Genomic DNA, 20975 nt, shown 5'->3' with positions numbered 1-20975 from the left:
ATCATGGATTTCCTGTCGATCATCCTCGACATCCTGCTGTCCGCCGCCTTCTGGACCGCGGTACTGCGCATCGCCACCCCCTATGTGCTCGGCACGCTGGGCGAATTGCTGTGCGAGCGCGCCGGCGTGCTGAACCTGGGCATCGAAGGCATCATGACCTTGGGCGCCATGGCCGGCTGGATGGCGGTCTACCAGGGGGCCGACCTGTGGACCGGCGTGCTGGTGGCGGCATCCTGCGGTGCGCTGCTCGGCCTGCTGCATGCGACGCTGACCGTGCCGCTCGGCCTGTCGCAGCATGTGACCGGCATCGGCGTGACCCTGCTGGGCGCCAGCCTGTCCTATTTCATCTACCGCCTCGTCCTGCCGCAGGCCAGCACCCCGCCGACCATCGAGCCGTTCCAGCCGCTGGACCTGCCGGGCGCGCTGGCCCAGACGCCGCTGACCTATCTGGCCTTCATTCTGGTCGTGGTCGTCGCCTATGTGCTGTACCGCACGCCGGTCGGGCTGGCGGTGCGCATGGTCGGCGAGAATCCGGCCGCCGCCGAGGCCCAGGGGCTGAACGTCACCGCCATCCGCATCGGCGCGGTGATGGCCGGCAGCGCGCTGATGGCGCTGGCCGGCGCCTTCCTGACCCTGTCGGCCTTCAACGCCTTCTTCTTCAACATGGTCAACGGACGCGGCTGGATCTGCATCGCCCTGGTGGTCTTCGCCTCCTGGCGGCCGGGCAAGGCGCTGCTGGGCGCCCTGCTGTTCGCGGTGTTCGACGCGCTGCAGCTGCGGCTGCAGCAGGCGAGCGGCGGCGTCCTGCCCTACCAACTGTTCCTGATGATGCCCTACCTGTTGAGCATCCTGGCCCTGGTTCTGGTGGCCCGCCGGGCCTCCTACCCGCGCGCCCTGATGATTCCGTACCGTAAAGGAGAACGCTGATGTTCGATCTGATCCTGCGCCGCGCCACCCTGCCGGATGGCCGAAGCGGCATCGACATCGGCATCAAGGACGGCCGCATCGCCGCGGTCGAAGCCAATCTGGCCGGAGAATCGGCCGCGGAGCTCGACGTCACCGGCCGGCTGGTCAGCCCGCCCTTCGTCGATCCCCATTTCCACATGGACAGCACGCTGAGCTACGGCATGCCGCGCGTGAACCAGAGCGGCACCCTGCTCGAGGGCATCGCCCTGTGGGGCGAGCTGAAGCCGCAGCTGGTGCAGGACGCCATCGTCGAGCGGGCGCTCGCCTATTGCGACTGGGCGGTCGGCCGCGGCTTGCTGGCGGTGCGCAGCCATGTCGACGTCTGCGACCCGCGCCTGCTGGCGGTGGAAGCCCTGCTGGACGTGAAGAAGCGCGTCGCGCCGTACCTCGACCTGCAGCTCGTCGCCTTCCCGCAGGATGGCGTCCTCCGTTCGCCGGGCTGCGAGGAGCTGCTGCGGCGCGCGCTGGACATGGGCGTCGAGGTGGTCGGCGGCATTCCCCATTTCGAGCGCACCATGGCCGACGGCGCCGCCTCGGTCCGCCTGCTCTGCGAGATCGCGGCGGAGCGCGGCCTGCTGGTCGACATGCATTGCGACGAGACCGACGATCCAATGTCCCGCCATGTCGAGACCCTGGCCTACGAGACGCAGCGGCTCGGTCTGCATGGCCGGGTGACGGGATCGCACCTGACCTCAATGCACTCCATGGACAACTACTACGTCTCCAAGCTGATCCCGCTGATGGCGGAGGCCCGGCTGGGGGTGATCGCCAATCCGCTGATCAACATCACCATCCAGGGCCGCCACGACACCTATCCGAAGCGCCGCGGCATGACCCGCGTTCCGGAGCTGATGGCCGCCGGCCTGACGGTCGCCTTCGGCCACGACTGCGTGATGGATCCCTGGTATCCGCTGGGCTCCGGCGACATGCTGGAGGTTGCGCATATGGGCCTGCATGTCGCCCAGATGACCGGCCAGGACGGCATGAAGGCCACCTTCGACGCGGTGACGGTCAACCCGGCCCGCCTGCTTCACCTGGAAGGCTATGGGCTGGAGCCGGGCTGCAACGCCGACCTCGTGGTGCTCCAGGCCGGCGGCCCGGTGGAGGCGATCCGCACCCGCGCCACCCGCCTGTTCGTCCTGCGCCGCGGCCGGATCGTCAGCCGTTGCGAGCCGGTGCAGGCCCGGCTGGATCTGCCGGGACGGCCGGAGTCGGTCGATTTCCTGCTGAACCGGGGGTGACGCAAACATGGAAAAGCCCGCCGAAGCAGATGCTTCGGCGGGCTTTTCTTTGCCGGGAAACCGTTACGCCTTCAGAAAGTCCCGCAGCGCGTCGGCCACCGCACGCATCTCCTGCTCGGTGCCGATGGTGATGCGCAGGCAGCTCGGCAGGCCGTAGGACGGCATCTGGCGGACCAGGATGCCGCGGGACTTCAGGAACTGGCGGGCGGCCTCGGCGTCGTCCTTGCCGGCGGGCTGGCCCTTGAAATCGACCAGGACGAAGTTCGTCACGCTGGGATGGACCGTCAGGCCGAGCTCCCGCACGCTGGCGGAGAACCACTCGCGCCACTCGTCATTGTGGCGGCGGGAGCGGTCGAGGAACTCGGCGTCCTCCACCGCGGCGACGGCGGCGACATGGGCGGCGGTCGACACGTTGAAGGGGCCGCGCACCCGGTTCAGCACGTCGACGATCGCCGCCGGGCCATAGCACCAGCCGATGCGCAGCGAACCCAGCGCGAAGATCTTCGAGAAGGTGCGGGTCATCACCACGTTGGAGAACTTCTCCACCAGCTCCTCGCCGGCGGTGTAGTCGTCCTTGTTCATGTATTCGGCATAGGCCGCGTCGATGACCAGGATGACGTCCGGGGGCAGGCCGGCATGCAGCCGCGCCACCTCCGAAGCCGGCAGATAGGTGCCGGTCGGGTTGTTCGGGTTGGCGAGGAAGACCAGGCGGGTGCGCGGGGTGACGCGGGCGAGCAGCTGGTCGACGCTGGCGGTCAGCCCGTCCTCCGGCGCGGTCACCGGGGTGGCGCCGACCGACTTGGCGCCGATCGGGTACATCAGGAAGCCGTATTGCGAATACAGCACCTCGTCGCCCGGCCCGGCATAGGAGCGGATCAGCAGGCTGATGATCTCGTCGGAGCCGGCACCGCAGACGATGCGGTCGGCATCCAGGTTGAAGCGCTTGGCGATGGCGCCGCGCAGGGCCGCCGAGGCGCCGTCCGGGTAGCGGTGCAGGGAGGAGGCCGCCGCCGCATAGGCGTCCATCGCCTTCGGGCTCGGCCCCAGCGCCCCTTCGTTGGAAGCGAGGCGGATATGACCCTGATGCTCGCCGCCGACATAGGCGGCGATGTCGAGAATCCCCGGACGCGGCTGCGGGCCGTTCGGCTGGGTCATGGTCTGCTTACCTTCCGACGCTGGTGGATGGGCGGTTTCTGGATGGGATGGAACAGGATGGAACGGTCCCGTCCTTGGTGTTCCATCCCGGAATCAGGGGGTGCAGGATAAGGCGGGAGCGGCCACGGCGGCCCGCTTCATTCGCGCGCATCAGCCCAGAGCGAGCGGCACGGCATAGCCGCCGACGACGTTGACCCGCACCGGGATGTCGCCCGACCGTTCCAGCAGCATGGCGAGGCGGGGATCGGCCTGACCGACGAAATCGGAAACCTCCACCAGATGGACCGACGGTCCGCCGCCGCTCATCCCGATGGCGTGGCCGGCCGGATGCCAGGTGCAGAAGCTGACCGGCGGCAGGCCGCAGGCCTCCAGCATGTCCTTCAGCCGGCCGCGGCTGAGATCGCCGCCGATCTCGATGCTCAGCAGCGTGCGGTCGTCGCCGGTCGGCTCGTGCGGGACGGCGGCGATGGCCAGCGCGTCGCGGTTCTCGCCGCGGGCGTTGCCGCGCCCGCCGAAGGGCAGCCGCGCCACCACCTGCGGCCGGCCGGCGTCGGCCGACACCAGGAAGCGCCACCAGGGATCCGAATCGTCGTCGGCCGGATAGGGCACCACGGCGACGGTGGCCGTCCCCTCCGACACGGCGCGGAGCGCGGCGGCCGGGGTGTTGACGGCGGTCATCGGCACGAAGCCGCCGAAATGGTCGCGGGCGACGTCCCAGAAGCCGCGGCGGTCCTCCGGCGCATAGACGGCGACGGCGAAGGGGCCCTGCATGCGGGTGAAGGCGGTGATCATCTCGCGCCAGATGCGGGCGACGACCTGGGCCGGGAAGGTGCCGGCATGACGGGCCATCAGGCGCCGCAGGATCGTCGCCTCCCGCGCCGGGCGCAGATAGACGGGCTGCGCGCCGTTTTCCGCGGCGCCATTGCCTTTCGCCGCCCCGATGCGTTCCACCACGGCGGCGCGGCGCATCAGCAGGTCATGGATCGCGTCGTCGATCTGGTCGATCTCGCGGCGCAAATCGTCGAGCGGGGTCCGGGCGGGGGCCATGGGTCACAAAACCATCGAATGCAAAGCCGGTTAGTAGTAGTCCGCACGCGCCGCGAAATCAAAGAAAACATTGACACTCCGAAGCCCGGCTTCGTAGCTATACCCTCCCGTTCCGCCACAGCTCACCGAGGGTTTCCGCCAAGACGCCGCAAGGCTTCCGAATGCCGGAACCGCTTCTCAAGGCACGAAACGACATGTCCGCGCCCCCCACCGCGCAGCAGCCCCCCCTGGTCACCCCCTCGGTCGCCGACAGCCCCCTCATGCCGGGCAAGCGCGTGCGTCTGGCGGTGGACCGGCCGATGCGGCTGGACAGCGGGGTGGAGATCGGCGGCTTCCAGATCGCCTACCAGACCTACGGCACGCTGAACGCCGACAAGTCCAACGCGATCTTCATCTGCCACGCCCTGACCGGCGACCATTTCGTGGTGGAGAAGCATCCCGTCACCGGCAAGCCCGGCTGGTGGGAAATGCTGGTCGGCCCCGGCAAGCCGGTGGACACCGACCGCTATTTCGTCATCTGCTCCAACGTGCTGGGCGGCTGCCTGGGCAGCACCGGGCCGAAGGACATCGATCCCGCCACCGGCCAGCCCTATGGCCTGTCCTTCCCGGTCGTCACCATCGGCGACATGGTGCGGGCGCAGAAGCTGCTGGTCGAGCATCTGGGCATCGAGCAGCTGTTCTGCGTCATCGGCGGCTCGATGGGCGGCATGCAGGTGCTGCAATGGGCGGTGGCCTATCCCGAATCGGTGTTCGCGGCGGTGCCCATCGCCACGGCGGCCCGCCATTCGGCGCAGAACATCGCCTTCCATGAGGTCGGGCGCCAGGCGATCATGGCCGATCCGAACTGGCGCGGCGGCAACTACCTGCTGGAGGGCACCAAGCCGGAAGCCGGCCTCGCCGTCGCCCGCATGGCCGCCCACATCACCTACCTGTCGGAAGCGGCGCTGCACCGCAAGTTCGGCCGCAACCTGCAGGACCGCAAGGCGGTCACCTATGGCTTCGACGCCGATTTCCAGGTGGAAAGCTACCTGCGCTACCAGGGTGCGGCCTTCGTCGAACGGTTCGACGCCAACTCCTACCTCTACATCACGCGGGCGATGGATTACTTCGACCTCGCCGCCGATGCCGGGGGCACGCTGGCGAACGCCTTCCGGCCGGGGGGCAGGACGACGCCGGTGCGCTTCTGCCTTGCCAGCTTCTCCAGCGACTGGCTGTTCCCGACCTCGGAATCGCGGGCCATCGTGCATGCGCTGAACGCCGTCGCCGCCAATGTCAGCTTCGTGGAGATCGAGACCGACAAGGGCCACGACGCCTTCCTGCTGGACGAGCCGGAGTTCCATCAGGTCATCCACGGCTTCCTGGAGGGCTGCGCCGAGCATCGCGGCCTGTCCGTCCGCCGCCGCGCGCGCTGACTGGGGCAAGACGACCGACCATGGTGGACATTCGCGACGACCTGAAGCTGATCGCCGAGATGGTGGAGCCGAACAGCCGCGTGCTGGACGTCGGCTGCGGCGACGGCGCCCTGCTGGACTATCTGACCCACGCCAAGAACGTCGACGGGCGCGGCATCGAACTCAGCATGGACGGCGTGCGGCAATGCGTGGCGCATGGCCTGTCGGTGATCCAGGGCGATGCAGAGACCGACCTGAAGGACTATCCGGCCGACGCCTTCGACTATGTCATCCTGGGCCAGACGCTCCAGGCGATGCGGCAGCCGCGCGACGTGCTGCAGATGATGTGCCGCATCGGCCGCCGCGCCATCGTGTCGGTCCCCAATTTCGGCTATTGGCGGGTGCGGCTGCAGCTGTTGCTGACCGGCCGCATGCCGGTGACGGAAAAGCTGGGCTACCAGTGGTGGGAAACGCCCAACATCCATTTCTGCACGCTGCGCGACTTCGTGGTGCTGACCGAGGAAATGGGCATCACCATCGAACAGACCCGCATCCTCGACCATGCCGGCCGGGTCACCAGCCACGCCCATTCCGGCTTCGCCAACCTGTTGGGCGAGCAGGGCGTCTTCCTGCTGAAGCGCAACGGCGGGTGAGTTTTCCGGCGGCCGGCCGGGAACCTTCCGCCTCGCCATCATGTTCTTGATACGTTCCTTTTTTTGAAGAGGTACGGATCATGACCGCCAAGCATTCGGCCGCTCCCCGCGACCAGTCGCACGACAATTCCAAAACCGGCCCCAAAACTGGCGCCGACACCTCCAACCGGGACAAGAACCCCGACGACTGGACCACCGGCGACGAGCCGATGACCGGCGCCCAGGCCTCCTACCTGAAGACGCTGAGCGAGGAGGCCGGCGAGTCCTTCGACGGCGGCCTGACCAAGGCGGAAGCGTCCAAGCGGATCGACGCGCTCCAGGACAGGACCGGGCGTGGGAAATAAGGGGCTGCGACAGATGGCCCTCTCCCGGGACGGGAGAGGGAGTCATCGGCGACCACCCCGTCGGCAACCCGCGGGCATGTTGGACTGTTAACCAGAGCGATACCGAATCCGAATGGAAGGGTCGCCCTCATGCTCCGCCCCCTCTTGCTTCTGTCCGCCGCAGCGATGCTGATGACCGGCACCGCCATGGCCCAGACCGCGCCGGCGCCCGGCGCCACGACCGACACCATGTCACAGACGGCGCCGGGGTCACAGACGGCGCCGGGCACCGCCCCGCCGCTGATGACCGCGCCCCGGCCGGACGACCAGCCGACCACCGGTCCGGTCGCCTCCCCGCCGGGCGTCAGCGGCGAGGCTCCCTCGCGGGAGATGCAGAACCCGGCGGCGCCGGTTGCCGGTTCACCGCCGGTCGCCGCCCTGCCCTCCGCCGCCCTCAACCCGGATCAGGCGCGATCCATGGTGGGGACGGAACTGCGCACACGCGACGGCCAGCCGGGCGGCCGCATCCTCGACTTCACCCTAAGCCAGCCGGGCGACCTGATCGACCGCATCGTCGTGGCGCCGAACGATGTGCTGGGATTGGGCGACAAGCTTGTCGTCGTGCCGGCCGGCGCCCTGACCAACGGGCCGGACGGGCCGATGCTGGACATGGAGCAGTCCGACATCGGCAAGGCGCCGGCCTTCGCCTATGGCGACGTGCCGACGGTGACCCGCCCCGACAGCCAGTAAGGCCGGAAGGCCGATAACGCCGGATGGCCGATAACGCCGGAAGGCAGGGCTCAGGCGGCCGGGCGGCGGCGGAAAAGGCCGGTCAGGCAGGCGACCGCGCACAGCCCGGCGCCCAGCCACAACACCGTGACGCTGCCGTCCGCCTTGCCCGCCGCGCTGAAGACCAGCCCGACCGTCGCGGCGCCCAGCGTCTGGCCCAGCAGCCGGCCCGTCGCCTGGATGCCGCTGGCGCCGCCGCTGCGCTCCTTGGGCGCGCTGGTGACCAGCACCTTGTTGTTCGGGGTCTGGAACAGGCCGAAGCCGAAGCCGGCCAGCGCCATCCGCCACACCACGTCCAGCGTGGCCGGATCGGGCGGCAGCAGCGCCAACAGCGCCAGACCGGAAGCGAACAGCGCCAGGCCGATGGCGGCAAGGCGCGTCGGCTCGTACCGGTCGGCCAGCCGGCCGGAGATCGGCGCGACCAGCGCCACCATCAGCGGCCAGGGCGTCATCAGCAGCCCGGATTCGGCAAGCGACCGGTGCAGCACGTCCTCGAAAAAGAAGGGCATCGCCACGAAGACGATGTTCTGCGAGGCGAATGCGCAGACCGACGTGACCACGGTCAGGGCGAAGACCGGCCGGCGCAGCAGGTCCACCGGCAGCAGCGGCGCCGATCGCGACAGCTCCCGCCGCACCAGCGTCACCCCCAGGACCAGCGCGCCCGCCAGCTCCGCCGCGACCTGCCATCCGGGCTGGCTGCCGTCGATCCCCTTGAAGCCGATGATCAGCAGGCCGAGCATGCCGGCGTTCAGCAGGGCGCTCACCCAGTCGAAGCGGTGGCCGGCGGGGGTGGAGACCGGCATCGCCCGCGCCGCCACCGCCAGCGCCGCCAGCCCCAGCGGCACATTGACGGCGAACAGCCAGGGCCAGGAGGCGACCGACAAAATCATCGCAGCAAGGCTCGGCCCCGCCGCCGAGGACACCGCGACGATCATCGCGTTGTAGCCGACCCCGCGCCCGAGATGGGTGGACGGGTAGATGTGGCGCACCAGCGCCAGATTGACGCTCATGATCCCGGCGCCGCCGATGCCCTGCAGCACGCGCGCGGCGGTCAGGGCCGACAGGCTGGGCGACAGCGCGCAGGCCAGCGACGCCACCGTGAAGACGGCCAGCCCGGCCCAGTAGACCTTGCGGTAGCCGATGATGTCGCCCAGCGAGGCCAGCGGGAACAGCGAGACGGTGACCGCCAGCTGATAGGCGTTGACCACCCAGATGGCATCGGCGGCATCCACCCCAAACTCGCGCTGGATCGTCGGCAGTGCGATGTTGGCGACCACCCCGTCCAGCACCGCCATGATCAGCGCGACGGTCATCGCCGCCATCGCCCAATAGCGTTGCGGCACCGGCAGTCCGTCGGAAACGGCCGGCGGCTTCGGAAGGGCGGAGGGGGTGGCGGAGACGGTCGGCATGGGGGGAGTGGACATGGCCGTCAGCATAGAGGCCGACCGTCGTTGCGCGGCCGCAGCAATTTCGCATGAAAGCATTGCGGAAGCCGAGCGCAACCCTCGGTCTCTCCGCCTCCGTCCGGAACCCCTTCGCGTCGGCCCCTGTTGGAATGGGACGCGAGCCAACAAAAAGGAGCGCCACCATGACCAAGCACATCCCGCCCGTTCCGCCCGAGGGCCGCAGCGACAAGGGCCCCGGCGAGCCGGCGACCAGCGCCTCGCCCGACGACGGCGTCAGCAACCGCGGCGCCCCCAACACCAAGGAACAGGGCCAGCCCGGCAACACCCGGCAGAACACCACCCACCAGGGCTATCAGCAGGATCGGTAAGGCATGAGCAAGCGCATCGATGCGACCGACCGCCACCACGGCGGCCCCGGCAGCAGCCAGCAGAACGCGGACAAGCCGGCCCCCGCCCCCGAGAAGCACCCGCATCCGGGCGAGCCGACCAACAGCCGCCACTCCGGCAAATCCGGCGGCGGCGGCGAACGCGACCTCCACCACACGCATGATCCGAAGACGAAGCGGTAGGACGCGGCTGTAACTCCCTCTCCCCAGGGGAGAGGGAGCTCCCCTACGACGACAAGTCCTTCAAGATCGGGCATTCGGGCCGTTCGTCGCCGTGGCAGGCGTCGGCAAGCTCGTGCAGCGTGTCGCGCATCGCCTGCAACTCGGCGATCTTCGCGTCCAGCTCGTCGATGTGCTGGAGCGCGATCCGCTTGACCTCCGAACTGCAGCGGGAGCGGTCCTGCCACAGCCCGACCAGCTTCTGGATGCGCTCGATCCCGAAACCCAGCGTCCGCGCCCGCTTGATGAAGCGCAGCACATTCACGTCCGTGCCGCTGTAGACGCGATAGCCCGACGCCGTCCGCCCGGCCTCCGGGATCAGGCCGATGGATTCGTAATAGCGGATCAGCTTGGCGTTGACGCCCGAGGCCTTGGCGGCGTCGCCGATGGTCATGCCGTCATTCATCGCATATCCTCTTCGACCGGCCCGTTCTCGACCGGCCCGTTCTGCGGCGGTGCCCAGCCGCGCAGGGTCAGGGCGTTCACCACCACGCTGACCGAACTCAGCGCCATCGCGGCCCCCGCCAGCACCGGGCTGAGGTTGCCCGAGGCCGCCAGCGGGATGCCGACCACGTTGTAGGCGAAGGCCCAGAACAGCCCCTGCCGGATCTTCGAATAGGTCCGCCGCGACACGTCGATGGCCCCGGCCACCAGCCTGGGGTCGCCGCGCATCAGGGTGACGCCGGCGCTGTGCATCGCCACGTCGGTGCCGGTCGCCATGGCGATGCCGACATCGGCGGCGGCAAGCGCCGGGGCGTCGTTGATGCCGTCACCGACCATGCCGACGTGGCTCCCCTCCCCCTTCAGCGTCGCGACCACGGCGGCCTTGTCGCCGGGCAGCACCTCGGCGAACACCCGCTCGATGCCCAGCGTGGCCGCAACGGAGCGGGCGGCGCCCCAGCCGTCGCCGGTCACCATCACCGGCTCCACCCCCTGCGCCTTCAGCGCGGCGACGGCGGCTATCGCACTTTCCTTCACCGTATCGCCGAAGGCGACGAGGCCCAGCAGGCGCGGCGCGTCCCCGACCTCGATCAGCCAGGACAGGGTGCGGCCGCTTGCCGCCAGCGCCTCCGCCCGGGCGGCAAGCGCGCCCGGCTGCAGGCCGGCCTCCTCCACCGCGCGGGCGTTGCCGAGTTGCAGCCGCCGCCCCGCCACGGTGCCGGCGACGCCGCGGCCGGGCAGCGCGCGGAAGCCGCTCACCGGCTCCACCGCCATGCCGGCCGCCATTTCAGCCGCCTTGGCCCGCTCGCGCAGCGCGTGGGCGAGCGGATGCTCGCTGCCGGCCTGGAGCGCGGCGGCGAGGCGCAGCAGGGTCGCGCCGTCCACACCATCGGCCGGGATAAGGTCGGTGACCCGCGGCTTGCCCTCCGTCAGGGTGCCGGTCTTGTCGAAGGCGATGGCGGTCAGGGCGTGGGCACGCTCCAGCGCCTCGGCGTCCTTGATCAGGATGCCATGACGGGCGGCGGCGCCGGTGCCGACCATGATCGCGGTCGGCGTCGCCAGACCCAGGGCGCAGGGGCAGGCGATGACCAGCACCGACACCGCGGTGACGATGGCCGTCTCCAGATCGCCGCCGGCGATCCACCAGCCGGCGAAGGTCAGCGCCGCCACCACCAGCACCGCCGGGACGAACACCGCGCTGACCCGGTCGACCAGCCGCTGGATCGGCGCCTTGGACGCCTGGGCGCCCTCCACCATGCGGACGATCTGCGCCAGCATGGTTTCGGTGCCGACCGCCGTGGTCTCCACCACCAGCAGCCCGTCGCCGTTGATCGAGCCGCCGGTGACGCGGGCGCCCGGCTCCTTGTCGACCGGCAGGCTCTCGCCGGTCAGCATCGATTCGTCGACGCCGCCGGAGCCCTCGACCACCCGGCCATCGACCGGCACCCGCTCGCCGGGACGGACCACCACATGGTCGCCGACGCGCACGCGCTCCACCGGAACCTCGGTTTCCATGCCGTCACGGCGCAGCCGGGCGGTGGCCGGGCGCAAATCCATCAGGGCGCGGATCGCCGCCGCCGTCTGGCCCTTCGCCCGCGCCTCCAGCCATTTGCCGAACAGCACGAAGGTGATGAGGACGGAGGACGCTTCGAAATACAGGTGCGGCTCATGCCCGGCCCCATGACCTGTGGCCGCCGTCAGCATCAGGTAGAGGCTGAGCCCCCAGGCCGCCGAGGTGCCGAGCGCCACCAGCAGGTCCATGTTGCCGGCCCCGGCCCTGACGGCGTTCCAGCCGGCCCGGTAGAAGCGCGCGCCCAGCCAGAACTGCACGATGCTGGCGAGGATCAGCTGCACCCAGCCCGGCAGCATCCAGTCCGCGCCGAACAGGTCGCCGACCATGCCGGCCAGCAGCGGCAGCGACAGGGCCGAGGCGATCAGCACATGGCGCAGGTCGCGCCGGGCGCGGTCGGCCCGCGCCTCCTCCTCCGCCTGCTCGCCGCCTTGGGCGACGGGCGCGGCGGCGTAACCGGCCCTCTCCACCGCGGCGACCAGATCGGCGCCGTCGAGGCTGCCGGCGAAGGCGACGACATGGGCGCGCTCCGTCGCCAGGTTGACCGTGGCGGACTCGACGCCCGGCAGCCGGCTCAAGGCCTTCTCCACCCTACCCGCGCAGGAGGCGCAGGTCATGCCGCTGACCGACAGATCGAACTCGCGCCGCTCCGCATGGAAGCCGGCGGCCTCCACCGCCTCCGCCGCCGCCTTGGCGTCGGGCGGGCCGTCGAAGGTCAGCCGCGCCCGCTCCGTCGCCAGATTGACCGAAACGGCGATGACGCCCGGCACGCGGCCCAGCGCCTTCTCCACCCGGCGGACGCAGGATGCGCAGGTCATCCCCGACACGCCGAGGTCGAGCTCGGTCCGCGGTGCGGCGGAAGCCGCCGCGCTGCCGCTTTTCTGGGTCATGGTCATGCCGGTTCTCCTTCGCTTCCTCTCGGCATGGAGTGATATGGGGGTTCCAGCCATTGGAAGGTCAAGGGCCGATCGACGCAGTGTCGCCGTTTCATGAACAAAAGGCCGGATGGCGGCGTTCGTCTCCTGACCGCAAGCCAGAGGAAGGGACCAGCCCCTTGATCCGCCTGACCATCGCCGAGGCGCAGAGCCGCGTTTCCCGCATGCTGACCCATGACGTGGTCGAGGACCTGCGCGCCGTGGAGTATGAGACACCGCCGCTGGCCGACGCCCCGTCGGCCACGCCGCTTGACGAACTGCGGCGGGCGGAGGTCGCCTTCAGCCACGCCCCCGGCTCGCCCGATTGCCTGTACCGCATCGGCGCCTTCGGGGATTCGCTGCTGATGCGGCTTCAACTGAATGTCTGGCGCTTCGTCGCGCTCTATCAGGTGCCGGTGAAGGATCCCATCGACAGCAACACCATCGCTCCGCATTTCGAACGCTGGGCCATCGGCGCCGGCCATGCCGGCTGGACCATCGGCTGGCGCGACGGCATCGATCCCTGGAATCAGGATCTGCGGGTGGTGGAGACCTATTGCTACGCCATGCTGCCCGAGGATTTCCTGGACGAACCGCTGACCCAGCTCTACTGGCGGACCGACCTGCTGCAGATGACCCGCGCCTTCATGCTGGAGGCGCGGCGGATGGGCATCCGGCTGTCGGCGCCCGATACGGTTTAGCACAGGTTTCACTTGGCGCCGCGGGGGGTGCTGTGCTCAATCCACGGGCATTGCATTCCTCCGTCCGAGTCCCGCCATGCCGACCTTGCCGACTTTTCCCATTCCGATGCCGACCGACCTGACCATCCTGCTGACGGTGATGGATTTCGTCGGCGTCTTCGTCTTCGGGCTCAGCGGCGGCACGCTGGCGGTGCGCAAGCAACTGGATCTGTTCGGGGTGATGGTGCTGTCGCTGGCCGCGGCGCTCGCCGGCGGCGTGGTGCGCGACCTGCTGATCGGCGCGCTGCCGCCGGCCAGCCTGCAGGACGACCGCTATTTGCTGGTCGCGCTGGCCGCCGGGCTGGCCGCCTTCCTGTTCCACAAGCCGATCAACCGGCTGGGCAAGCCGGTGATGGTGCTGGACGCCGCCGGTCTGGGGCTGTTCACCGTCGCCGGCTGCAGCAAGGCGCTGTCCTATGGCCTCACCCCGCTGCCGGCCGCCCTGCTGGGCGTGATGACCGCCTGCGGCGGCGGGGCGATGCGCGACCTGCTGGTGGCCGAGGTGCCGCGGGTGCTGCGCGAGGAGATCTACGCCATGGCGGCGCTGCTGGGGGCCGCGGTGGTGATCGCCGGCCGGCAGCTGGATTTGCCTCCCGTGCCGGTCGCGGTGGTCGGCGCGCTCGCCGCGTTCCTGCTGCGCGTCGTGAGCGTGCAGCGCAACTGGAGCGCGCCGAAGGCTCCGTGGAGCTGAGGCTCCCTTCCCATACCATCGGGCGTAAAGCCTGACCCATCAGGCTTTACGCCCGCCCTCGAACGGCGGGCGCGGCCATCCGGCCGCTTGCCTTCGCAGGCACGGGCCTGCGGGGCCGCAGTCGCGGCCCTTACCGCCGGACGTAAGTCAGAACTTACGCCCGGCGGCATCACATGGGAGAGGAAAGCCTCACATCAGGCCCGCTTGGCCCAGCCCGGCATCGGGAACACCGGGTCGGCTTCGGCCGAGGCCTTCGGCAGCACCACGGTCGGGCGCAGCTTGTGGTTCTGGATGCAGGCGGAGACCAGGCTGGTGTTCTGGCCCTTCTCGTCGAAGGTGATCGCCGGACCGACCATCAGCTTGTCCGACAGGTTGGTCTGGCGCAGCGCCGTCAGCAGGGCCGAGGATTCGGCGGTGCCGGCGCGCTTGAAGGCGTCGGCGGCGACCAGGATCGCCTCGAAGGTGAAGGCGACGTTGAAGGCGTAGCCCTCGAACCGGTCGTTGGGGAACTGCTTGCGGAAGGCCGCTTCGACCCGCTCGGTCATCGCCGCCTTGGGGTCGTACCAGGGCAGGTTGGTGATGGCGAAGTCGGAGTATTTGCCCAGCACCTTGTAGAACTGCTCGTCATACAGGCCGGGCGAGCCGGGGGACATGATGCCCTGCGGCTCCCAGCGCTGCTTCACCATCTCGCGCACCATCATGATGGCGTCGTTGGCGCGGGTGGTGACGATGGCAAGCTCGGCACCTGTGGCCTTGGCCTTCGCCACCTCCACCGCCAGATCCTGCGCCTTCGGGTCGTAGGCGATCGACTGCAGGATCTGGAAGGGCATGTCCAGCGTGGGGAACAGCGCGTCGATGGCCGCCTTGTTCGCCATGCCGAAGGTGTCGTTGGCGTGCAGGAACACCGCCGTCTTCGGCGTGGTGCCGGACGCGGCGAACAGATCCTTCATCAGCGACATCCCGTTCGTCACCAGCATGGTGGAGGTCGGGAAGTTGCGGAAGACGGTCTTGTAGCCCTGCTCCGTCAGCTTGTCGGCGGCGGCGATGTTCATCACCAGCGGCACGCCGCGCTGCTCGCAGACCTGGGCGGCGGCGGCGGTCTGGCCGCTGTCGAAGGCGCCGACGATCACATGGGCGCCGTCGTTGATCAGCTTTTCCGTGCGCGAACGGGCGACGTCGGCGTTCGATTCGGTATCGGCCGACATCACCTCCACCTTGTAGCCGAGTTCGGCCAGCACCGCCGGCGCGATGTCGGCGCCGCGCTGGCAGGCCTGGCCGGCCTGGGCCAGCAGGCCGGAGCGCGGCAGCAGGACGCCGACCTTCAGCGTGGTGTTCTGGGCGAAGACCGGGGCGCGGCCAAAGCCGGCCAGCACGCCGCCGGCGATCGCCGCCTGGCCGAGCGTGCGGCGGGAAAGGGCGAGTCCTCCGGTGGAACGGTTCTTATGATCGTTGGTCATGATGCGACAGGGGCCTTTTGGCTGTACGCGATGCGAGATTTGTAGACGGAAGATTCCACCGGCACGCCCCTCCATGTCAAAGTGGAATCGCCGAAGTCCCTCCATGCGCAATGGAACAACCGCACCCCCTCCGGCCGCCACGCCTTCGCCATGGGGATGAGGCCGGGAGAAGGACGCATTGCGATGCAACAGGATTATCCTTTTGAGGGGGTACTTGAAGGAGGCGCGGACCGTCCAAAGGTTACGGAACGGGATGTGACGACTTCGAGAACGACCACGTGTTGAGCCTGGCACGGAAGCTGTGGGCGGAGGCCATATCGGGCGGCTCCTCGACCGGTCCCTTCGGCGGCCGGGGGGGAGCCGCGTCGGTGCCGCGCGGCATGCGCGTCTATGCGGTCGGCGACATCCATGGCCGGCTCGACCTGCTCGACCAATTGCTCGGGCAGATCGCCCGCGACGCCGACCAGGCGCCGGACCTTTTGAAATATCTCGTCTTCCTCGGCGATTACGTCGACCGCGGGCCGGATTCGCGGCTGGTGATCGAACGGCTCGCCTGCGGTCTGCCGCCGGTCTTCGGCGCCGTGTTCCTGCGCGGCAACCACGAGGACACGATGCTGGGCTTCCTGTCCGACCTGCGCGTCGCCCCCGGATGGCTGACCTATGGCGGCGACGCGACGCTGGAAAGCTATGGCATCCCGGCACCCGACCCCGAAGCGCCGCCGGAACATCTGCTGCAGGCGCAGATGATGCTGAACAGCCTGCTGCCGCCCCATCACCGCGCCTTCCTGACCGGGTTGCGCAACCACCTGACCATCGGCGATTACCATTTCGTCCATGCCGGCGTCCGCCCCGGCGTTCCGCTCGACCGGCAGGAGGACAAGGACCGCCTGTGGATCCGCGAGATCTTCCTGACCTCGCGCGCCGACCATGGCAAGATCGTCGTCCACGGCCACACCATCGCGCCCGAACCGGAGATGCTGCACAACCGCATCGGCATCGACACCGGCGCCTACGCCACGAACCGGCTGACCGCCCTGGTTCTGGAGGGGACGGATCGGCGCTTCCTCTGCACGGTCTGACCGAGGCGGCCACCGACTGTAACCCTAACAAATCGTCAAGCGTCCAACTCGGATAGACTGCGAATTGACGGGACCGCTCCAGCCATTCATCTGAATGGAATCCGCCCCGGAAGCGCTGCGCCCTTGGGAGCTTTCGCGGCGGGCCGGAGCCGGCCAGGGAGGAAGCGCATGCGGACCGTCAGTCTCGCCGTGATCGCGGTTTGCGCCTCGGCAGCCGCGGCACCGGCCGCCGCCGAAACGCTCCGGATCTACAGCGTCGATGCGGCGCCGATGACGATGGTGACGATGGATCGGCAGGACCAGCGCGGCTTCGTCGCGGAAATCACGCTGGAGGCCCTGAAACGCGCCGGATACCAGGGCGAAATGCAGTTCATCCCGTGGAAGCGCGGGCAGCAGGAGGTCGCCGAAGGTGAAAACCTGCTGATCATCCCGTTCGCGCGATCTCCGTCACGGGAAGCGCGCTACACCTGGATCGCCAAGATATTCACGCTGGATCGAAGCTTCGCGGCGGTGGGCAAGTCGATCGACAGCTACGATCAGGCGAGGGCCGAACTGACCAGCATCATCGTCGGCCGGGGCACCGCCCAGGAAGAACTGCTGAAAAGCAAGGGCTTCCCGCCAAGCCAGCTTCGCACCATCCAGGTCGGGCAGAAGGAGACCGAGGTTCTCAGTGCGAACGGCGACGAGGCCTGGTTCAACGGGACGCCGGAAACCCTGTGGAAATGGAAGCATTCCGGCCGCCCGGAAAGGATCGTGATCGGCAAGGCCGTCGATCAGAACGACGTCTACCTCGCCTGCTCCCTCAAATGCTCGCCGCAGATCGTCGAGAAGCTGAAGGCGGCGGTCGAGGGCATCAAGGCGGACGGCACCGCCCAGCGCATCATGGATGCCTATCTGAAGATGCCGCCCTGAACCGGCTGCGGCTCCAAAGGAAAAGGGCCTCCGGATTTCTCCGGAAGCCCTTTTCTGTTGGTCGGAGAGAGAGGATTCGAACCTCCGGCCCCTGCCTCCCGAAAGCAGTGCTCTACCAGGCTGAGCTACTCTCCGATCATGTCACCGTCGGGCGTGTCGTCCGCCGGTGGAGGGGGTGTATAAACGGTTCCGCTCCGCCGCGCAATGCAAAGTCACAGGCTGGATGCTGCAATTTTGCCATGCCATTTCGCCATGGCGGCGAAGCCCGAAACGACGAAGGGCTCCCGGATTTCTCCGGAAGCCCTTTTCTGTTGGTCGGAGAGAGAGGATTCGAACCTCCGGCCCCTGCCTCCCGAAAGCAGTGCTCTACCAGGCTGAGCTACTCTCCGATCATGTCGCCGGCAGGCGTGTCGTCCGCCGGTGGAGGGGGTGTATAAACGCTCCGGCCCCGGCACGCAACGCAAAAAATGCGTCACCGCCAAAAAGATCCGCCCCCTCCCCTCCCGTCAGAAATCGCGATCGATCACGAAATCAATGACTTCCAGCAGGGCCTGCTTGATCGGCCCTTCGGCGAACAGCCCCAGGCTGTCACGGGCGATGGATCCGTAATGGCGCGCCCGCTCCACCGTATCCTTCAGCGCGTTGTGGCGGGCCATCAGCGCCTGGGCATGCTCCAGATCGCCGTCCTTCTGGTCGAGATCCTCCATCACCCGGCGCCAGAAGGCGCGTTCCTCGTCGTTGCCCCGGCGGAAGGCCAGCACGACCGGCAGGGTTATCTTGCCCTCGCGGAAATCGTCGCCGACGGTCTTGCCCAGCTTCGCCTGCAGCGCCGAGTAATCCAGCACGTCGTCCACCAGCTGGAAGGCGATGCCGAGATTCATGCCGTAGTCGTAGAGCGCCATCTCCTCCGCCTGCGGGCGGTTGGCGACGACGGCGCCGACGCGGCAGGCGGCGGCGAACAGCTCCGCCGTCTTGCCCTTGATGACCTCGAGATAGGCCTGCTCGCTGGTCTCGGTGTCGTTGGTGGTGCGCAGCTGCAGCACCTCGCCCTCGGCGATGATGGCCGAGGCGCCCGACAGGATGCGCAGCACGTCGAGCGACTGCACCTCCACCATCATCTCGAAGGCGCGGGAGAACAGGAAGTCGCCGACCAGAACGCTGGCCTTGTTGCCGAACACCGCGTTGGCCGAGGCCATGCCGCGGCGCAGGTCGCTTTCGTCGACGACATCGTCGTGCAGCAGGGTCGCGCTGTGGATGAACTCGACAACCGCGGCCAGCAGCCGGTGATGCTCGCCCTGATAGCCGCACATGTTGGCGGCGGCCAGCGTCAGAACCGGACGCAGGCGCTTGCCGCCGGCCGCGATCAGATAGCCGGCCAACTGGGGAATCATCTCGACCTGCGACTGCATGCGGTCGAGGATGATCTGGTTGACGGCGCTGAGGTCCTCGGCAACCAAAGCGGTCAGGTCGTCGAGCGGGGTAGACTTGCGCCGTTTCGGCTCGAAGTTGGTCACGACCGCCAAGGTCGACTCCACGGGTGATTGACGCCAGAATTTGCGCTAGGGAGCATAACGGCCTAGCCTCTTCGGTCAAGTCCGCAGGGGACCGTTCTTTCGAGACGCCATGATAGAGCTGCTGCGCATCACCGACCCCGTCCGCCTGTCCTGGCTGGTCGCCCTGCTGGCCGATGCCGGGATCGAGGCCATCGTGCTGGACACCCACACCAGCATCATGGAGGGCTCCATCGGCGCCATCCCGCGACGGCTGATGGTCGATGCCGACGATGCCGACGACGCCGTCCGCGTCCTGCGCGAGGCCGGCGAAGCTTGAGCGACGATATCGTTCCGCATCCGGAATCATCCTTGGAAGCACTCCCTGAATCGCGGCCGGATTTCCTGCTGAACGGGCGGGTGCGGCTGCTCCAGCCCGCAGGCGGCTACCGGGCCGCCATCGACCCGGTCTTCCTCGCCGCCATCACCGCCGCGACCGGCGGCGAGCGGGCGCTCGACGTCGGAACCGGCACCGGGGCCGCGGCCCTGTGCCTCGCCGTCCGGGTGCCGGGCGTCGCCGTAACCGGGCTGGAGCAGCGGGCCGACGCCTGCGCCTTCGCCCGCCGAAATGCCGTCCTCAGCGGGGTCGCCGACCGGGTGGAGGTGGTCCAGGGCGACCTTCTGGCTCCTCCAGGCACCTTGCCCGCCGGCGGATTCGACCGGGTGATGATGAATCCGCCCTATCTGAAGGCCGGCGCCGCCAGCCGCCCGCCCGACGACTGGAAGGCCGCGGCGAATATGGAAGGAGCGGCGCGGCTGCCGGATTGGGTGCGCTTCGCCGATGCGATGCTGAAGCCGCGCGGCACGCTGACGATGGTCCACCGCGCCGACCGCATCGACGACATCCTGCAGGCGCTGCGCGGCCGGTTCGGCAGCCTCGTCCTGGTGCCGCTGTGGCCCAAGCCGGGCGTGGAGGCCAAGCGGCTGCTGCTGGTCGCCCGCAAGGGCGGCAAGGCGCCGGCCCGGCTGACCGCAGGATTGACCGTGCACAATGCCGAAGGCGGCTACAGCCCGGCGGCGGAGCGGGTGCTGCGCGACGCGGAAGCGTTGGTGGTCTAGCCCTTTTTTAGCGGTGGCGCAGCCTTTCAAACGAGAGACTTCAATCCCATCTTTGCGGGCATGAGCCTGCAATCCCTCCTCGCCAAACTCCCCTTCGGCCCCTGGCGCAAGGCCGGGCCGCTGGTATCCGTCGTCCGCCTGTCCGGCGTCATCGGCCAGGGTGGCCCGTTCCGTTCCGGCTTGTCGCTGGCCGGCGTCGCCCCGCTGCTGGAGCGCGCCTTCGCGCCCAAGGACCAGAAGGCGGTGGCGCTGATCATCAACTCGCCGGGCGGATCGCCGGTGCAGTCCGCGTTGATCGCCAAACGGATCCGCGATCTGGCGGAGGAAAAGAAGGTGCCGGTCTTCGCCTTCTGCGAGGATGCGGCGGCGTCCGGCGGCTATTGGCTCGCCTGCGCGGCGGACGAGATCTGGGCCGACGAAAGCTCCATCCTCGGGTCCATCGGCGTGGTGTCGTCGGGCTTCGGCCTGCATGAGCTGATCGAGCGTCACGGCATCGAACGGCGCCTCTATACCGCCGGCGACAAGAAGGTTCTGCTCGACCCCTTCTCGCCGGAACGCGAGGACGGCGTCGCCCATCTGAAGTCCCTGCAGGCCGACATCCACGAGGCGTTCAAGGCAATGGTGCGCGCCCGGCGCGGCGCCCGCCTGACCGGCCCGGAGGACGAGTTGTTTTCCGGCGCCTTCTGGGCCGGGCGCAAGGCGCTGGCGCTGGGGCTGATCGACGGGCTGGGCGACCTGCGGTCGGTCATGCGCGGCCGTTTCGGCGAGAAGGTTCGGCTGCGGCTGGTGCATCAGGAGCGCGGCATTCTGCGGCGGCTCGGCCTGCGGTCGGGCGGAGGCGCGCCGCTTCCGCAAGCCGGCGCACCGGAAGCCTTCGCCGAGGCGCTGGTGGCCGCCGCCCGCGCCTCGCTGGACGATTGGGCCGCCCGGTCGAGGCTGGGGTTGTAGCCGTGGGGGCTGTAGCCGGTTTCAGCCCAAGCCGGTCA

22 protein-coding genes and 2 tRNA genes are annotated in these 20975 nt (G+C 68.9%); 15 read left to right on the top strand and 9 right to left on the bottom strand.

Annotated elements, in window-relative coordinates; genetic code table 11:
* Positions 1 to 3 precede the first annotated feature (3 nt).
* Entirely contained in the window at positions 4 to 927 is a 924-nt protein-coding gene (locus DM194_RS16260) for an ABC transporter permease (RefSeq protein ID WP_111068575.1), read from the top strand.
* Complete coding sequence (locus DM194_RS16255; protein ID WP_111068574.1) at positions 927 to 2207, top strand: amidohydrolase family protein; 1281 nt, start codon at positions 927 to 929, stop codon at positions 2205 to 2207. Before DM194_RS16260 ends, DM194_RS16255 begins: the two co-directional genes overlap by 1 nt.
* Positions 2208 to 2270: 63 nt before the next feature.
* Here the strand turns inward: DM194_RS16255 and hisC are convergent, their stop codons facing one another.
* Both hisC and pheA read right to left on the bottom strand, forming a co-directional pair.
* A complete protein-coding gene (hisC, locus tag DM194_RS16250; protein ID WP_111068573.1) occupies positions 2271 to 3362 on the bottom strand; it encodes a histidinol-phosphate transaminase in 1092 nt (363 codons plus the stop codon).
* Between the two features lie 150 nt (positions 3363 to 3512).
* On the bottom strand, positions 3513 to 4409 hold the full coding sequence (pheA, locus tag DM194_RS16245; protein ID WP_111068572.1) for a chorismate mutase: 897 nt from the start codon (positions 4407 to 4409) through the stop codon (positions 3513 to 3515).
* Positions 4410 to 4603: 194 nt separating this feature from the next.
* Here pheA and metX point away from each other — a divergent pair, with 194 nt between their 5' ends.
* From metX to DM194_RS16225, 4 genes are all read left to right on the top strand, one after another.
* The gene (metX, locus tag DM194_RS16240; RefSeq protein ID WP_111068718.1) at positions 4604 to 5821 is read left to right on the top strand and encodes a homoserine O-acetyltransferase MetX; all 1218 of its coding nucleotides are present in this window, start codon (positions 4604 to 4606) and stop codon (positions 5819 to 5821) included.
* Positions 5822 to 5841: 20 nt separating this feature from the next.
* Positions 5842 to 6453, top strand: a complete 612-nt coding sequence (gene metW, locus DM194_RS16235; RefSeq protein WP_111068571.1) for a methionine biosynthesis protein MetW — start codon at positions 5842 to 5844, stop codon at positions 6451 to 6453.
* A gap of 80 nt (positions 6454 to 6533) precedes the next feature.
* Positions 6534 to 6797, top strand: a complete 264-nt coding sequence (locus DM194_RS16230) for a DUF3072 domain-containing protein (protein WP_111068570.1) — start codon at positions 6534 to 6536, stop codon at positions 6795 to 6797.
* Positions 6798 to 6926: 129 nt separating this feature from the next.
* Positions 6927 to 7526, top strand: a complete 600-nt coding sequence (locus DM194_RS16225; protein WP_111068569.1) for a PRC-barrel domain-containing protein — start codon at positions 6927 to 6929, stop codon at positions 7524 to 7526.
* Between the two features lie 50 nt (positions 7527 to 7576).
* Here the strand turns inward: DM194_RS16225 and DM194_RS16220 are convergent, their stop codons facing one another.
* A complete protein-coding gene (locus DM194_RS16220) occupies positions 7577 to 9001 on the bottom strand; it encodes an MFS transporter (RefSeq protein ID WP_111068568.1) in 1425 nt (474 codons plus the stop codon).
* Between the two features lie 152 nt (positions 9002 to 9153).
* On the opposite strand from DM194_RS16220, the gene DM194_RS16215 reads away from it, so the two are divergent.
* Both DM194_RS16215 and DM194_RS16210 read left to right on the top strand, forming a co-directional pair.
* A complete protein-coding gene (locus DM194_RS16215) occupies positions 9154 to 9339 on the top strand; it encodes a hypothetical protein (protein ID WP_111068567.1) in 186 nt (61 codons plus the stop codon).
* Positions 9340 to 9342: 3 nt separating this feature from the next.
* Positions 9343 to 9540 (top strand): hypothetical protein, encoded by a 198-nt coding sequence (locus DM194_RS16210; protein WP_111068566.1) that lies wholly within the window; start codon positions 9343 to 9345, stop codon positions 9538 to 9540.
* Positions 9541 to 9583: 43 nt separating this feature from the next.
* On the opposite strand, the gene cueR is transcribed toward DM194_RS16210, so the two are convergent.
* Positions 9584 to 9970 (bottom strand): Cu(I)-responsive transcriptional regulator, encoded by a 387-nt coding sequence (gene cueR / locus DM194_RS16205; protein ID WP_111068717.1) that lies wholly within the window; start codon positions 9968 to 9970, stop codon positions 9584 to 9586.
* An 8-nt stretch (positions 9971 to 9978) separates the two neighbouring features.
* Positions 9979 to 12477, bottom strand: coding sequence for a heavy metal translocating P-type ATPase (locus DM194_RS16200; RefSeq protein ID WP_111068716.1), 2499 nt, complete (start codon positions 12475 to 12477; stop codon positions 9979 to 9981).
* Between the two features lie 164 nt (positions 12478 to 12641).
* Here DM194_RS16200 and DM194_RS16195 point away from each other — a divergent pair, with 164 nt between their 5' ends.
* Positions 12642 to 13202, top strand: coding sequence for a hypothetical protein (locus DM194_RS16195; RefSeq protein WP_111068565.1), 561 nt, complete (start codon positions 12642 to 12644; stop codon positions 13200 to 13202).
* A gap of 76 nt (positions 13203 to 13278) precedes the next feature.
* Positions 13279 to 13932 carry a trimeric intracellular cation channel family protein gene (locus tag DM194_RS16190; protein WP_342792451.1) on the top strand — a complete coding sequence of 218 codons (654 nt, stop codon included), beginning with the start codon at positions 13279 to 13281 and terminating at the stop codon, positions 13930 to 13932.
* Positions 13933 to 14126: 194 nt separating this feature from the next.
* Here the strand turns inward: DM194_RS16190 and DM194_RS16185 are convergent, their stop codons facing one another.
* A complete protein-coding gene (locus tag DM194_RS16185) occupies positions 14127 to 15389 on the bottom strand; it encodes an ABC transporter substrate-binding protein (protein WP_111068564.1) in 1263 nt (420 codons plus the stop codon).
* Positions 15390 to 15667: 278 nt separating this feature from the next.
* Here DM194_RS16185 and DM194_RS16180 point away from each other — a divergent pair, with 278 nt between their 5' ends.
* A complete protein-coding gene (locus DM194_RS16180; RefSeq protein WP_111068563.1) occupies positions 15668 to 16468 on the top strand; it encodes a metallophosphoesterase in 801 nt (266 codons plus the stop codon).
* Positions 16469 to 16636: 168 nt separating this feature from the next.
* Entirely contained in the window at positions 16637 to 17380 is a 744-nt protein-coding gene (locus DM194_RS16175) for a substrate-binding periplasmic protein (protein WP_111068562.1), read from the top strand.
* A gap of 58 nt (positions 17381 to 17438) precedes the next feature.
* Here DM194_RS16175 and DM194_RS16170 read toward each other — a convergent pair.
* The 3 genes from DM194_RS16170 to DM194_RS16160 form a co-directional block, all read right to left on the bottom strand.
* A tRNA-Pro gene (locus tag DM194_RS16170) sits at positions 17439 to 17515 on the bottom strand.
* A gap of 177 nt (positions 17516 to 17692) precedes the next feature.
* A tRNA-Pro gene (locus DM194_RS16165) sits at positions 17693 to 17769 on the bottom strand.
* A 117-nt stretch (positions 17770 to 17886) separates the two neighbouring features.
* Entirely contained in the window at positions 17887 to 18903 is a 1017-nt protein-coding gene (locus DM194_RS16160) for a polyprenyl synthetase family protein (RefSeq protein ID WP_111068714.1), read from the bottom strand.
* Positions 18904 to 19003: 100 nt separating this feature from the next.
* Between DM194_RS16160 and DM194_RS16155 the strand changes: the two genes are divergently transcribed.
* From DM194_RS16155 to DM194_RS16145, 3 genes are read left to right on the top strand one after another with little or no spacing between them, the layout of a single operon-like run.
* A complete protein-coding gene (locus tag DM194_RS16155) occupies positions 19004 to 19210 on the top strand; it encodes a putative signal transducing protein (protein WP_111068561.1) in 207 nt (68 codons plus the stop codon).
* Between the two features lie 32 nt (positions 19211 to 19242).
* Positions 19243 to 19989 carry a tRNA1(Val) (adenine(37)-N6)-methyltransferase gene (locus tag DM194_RS16150; protein WP_246024358.1) on the top strand — a complete coding sequence of 249 codons (747 nt, stop codon included), beginning with the start codon at positions 19243 to 19245 and terminating at the stop codon, positions 19987 to 19989.
* A 60-nt stretch (positions 19990 to 20049) separates the two neighbouring features.
* The gene (locus DM194_RS16145) at positions 20050 to 20937 is read left to right on the top strand and encodes a S49 family peptidase (RefSeq protein WP_111068559.1); all 888 of its coding nucleotides are present in this window, start codon (positions 20050 to 20052) and stop codon (positions 20935 to 20937) included.
* Positions 20938 to 20975 lie beyond the last annotated feature (38 nt).

The sequence above is a fragment of the Azospirillum ramasamyi genome (assembly GCF_003233655.1).
Lineage (GTDB): Bacteria > Pseudomonadota > Alphaproteobacteria > Azospirillales > Azospirillaceae > Azospirillum > Azospirillum ramasamyi.
Note: the sequence above shows the minus strand (reverse complement) of the source record. Positions and strands in the feature narration are given on the sequence as shown.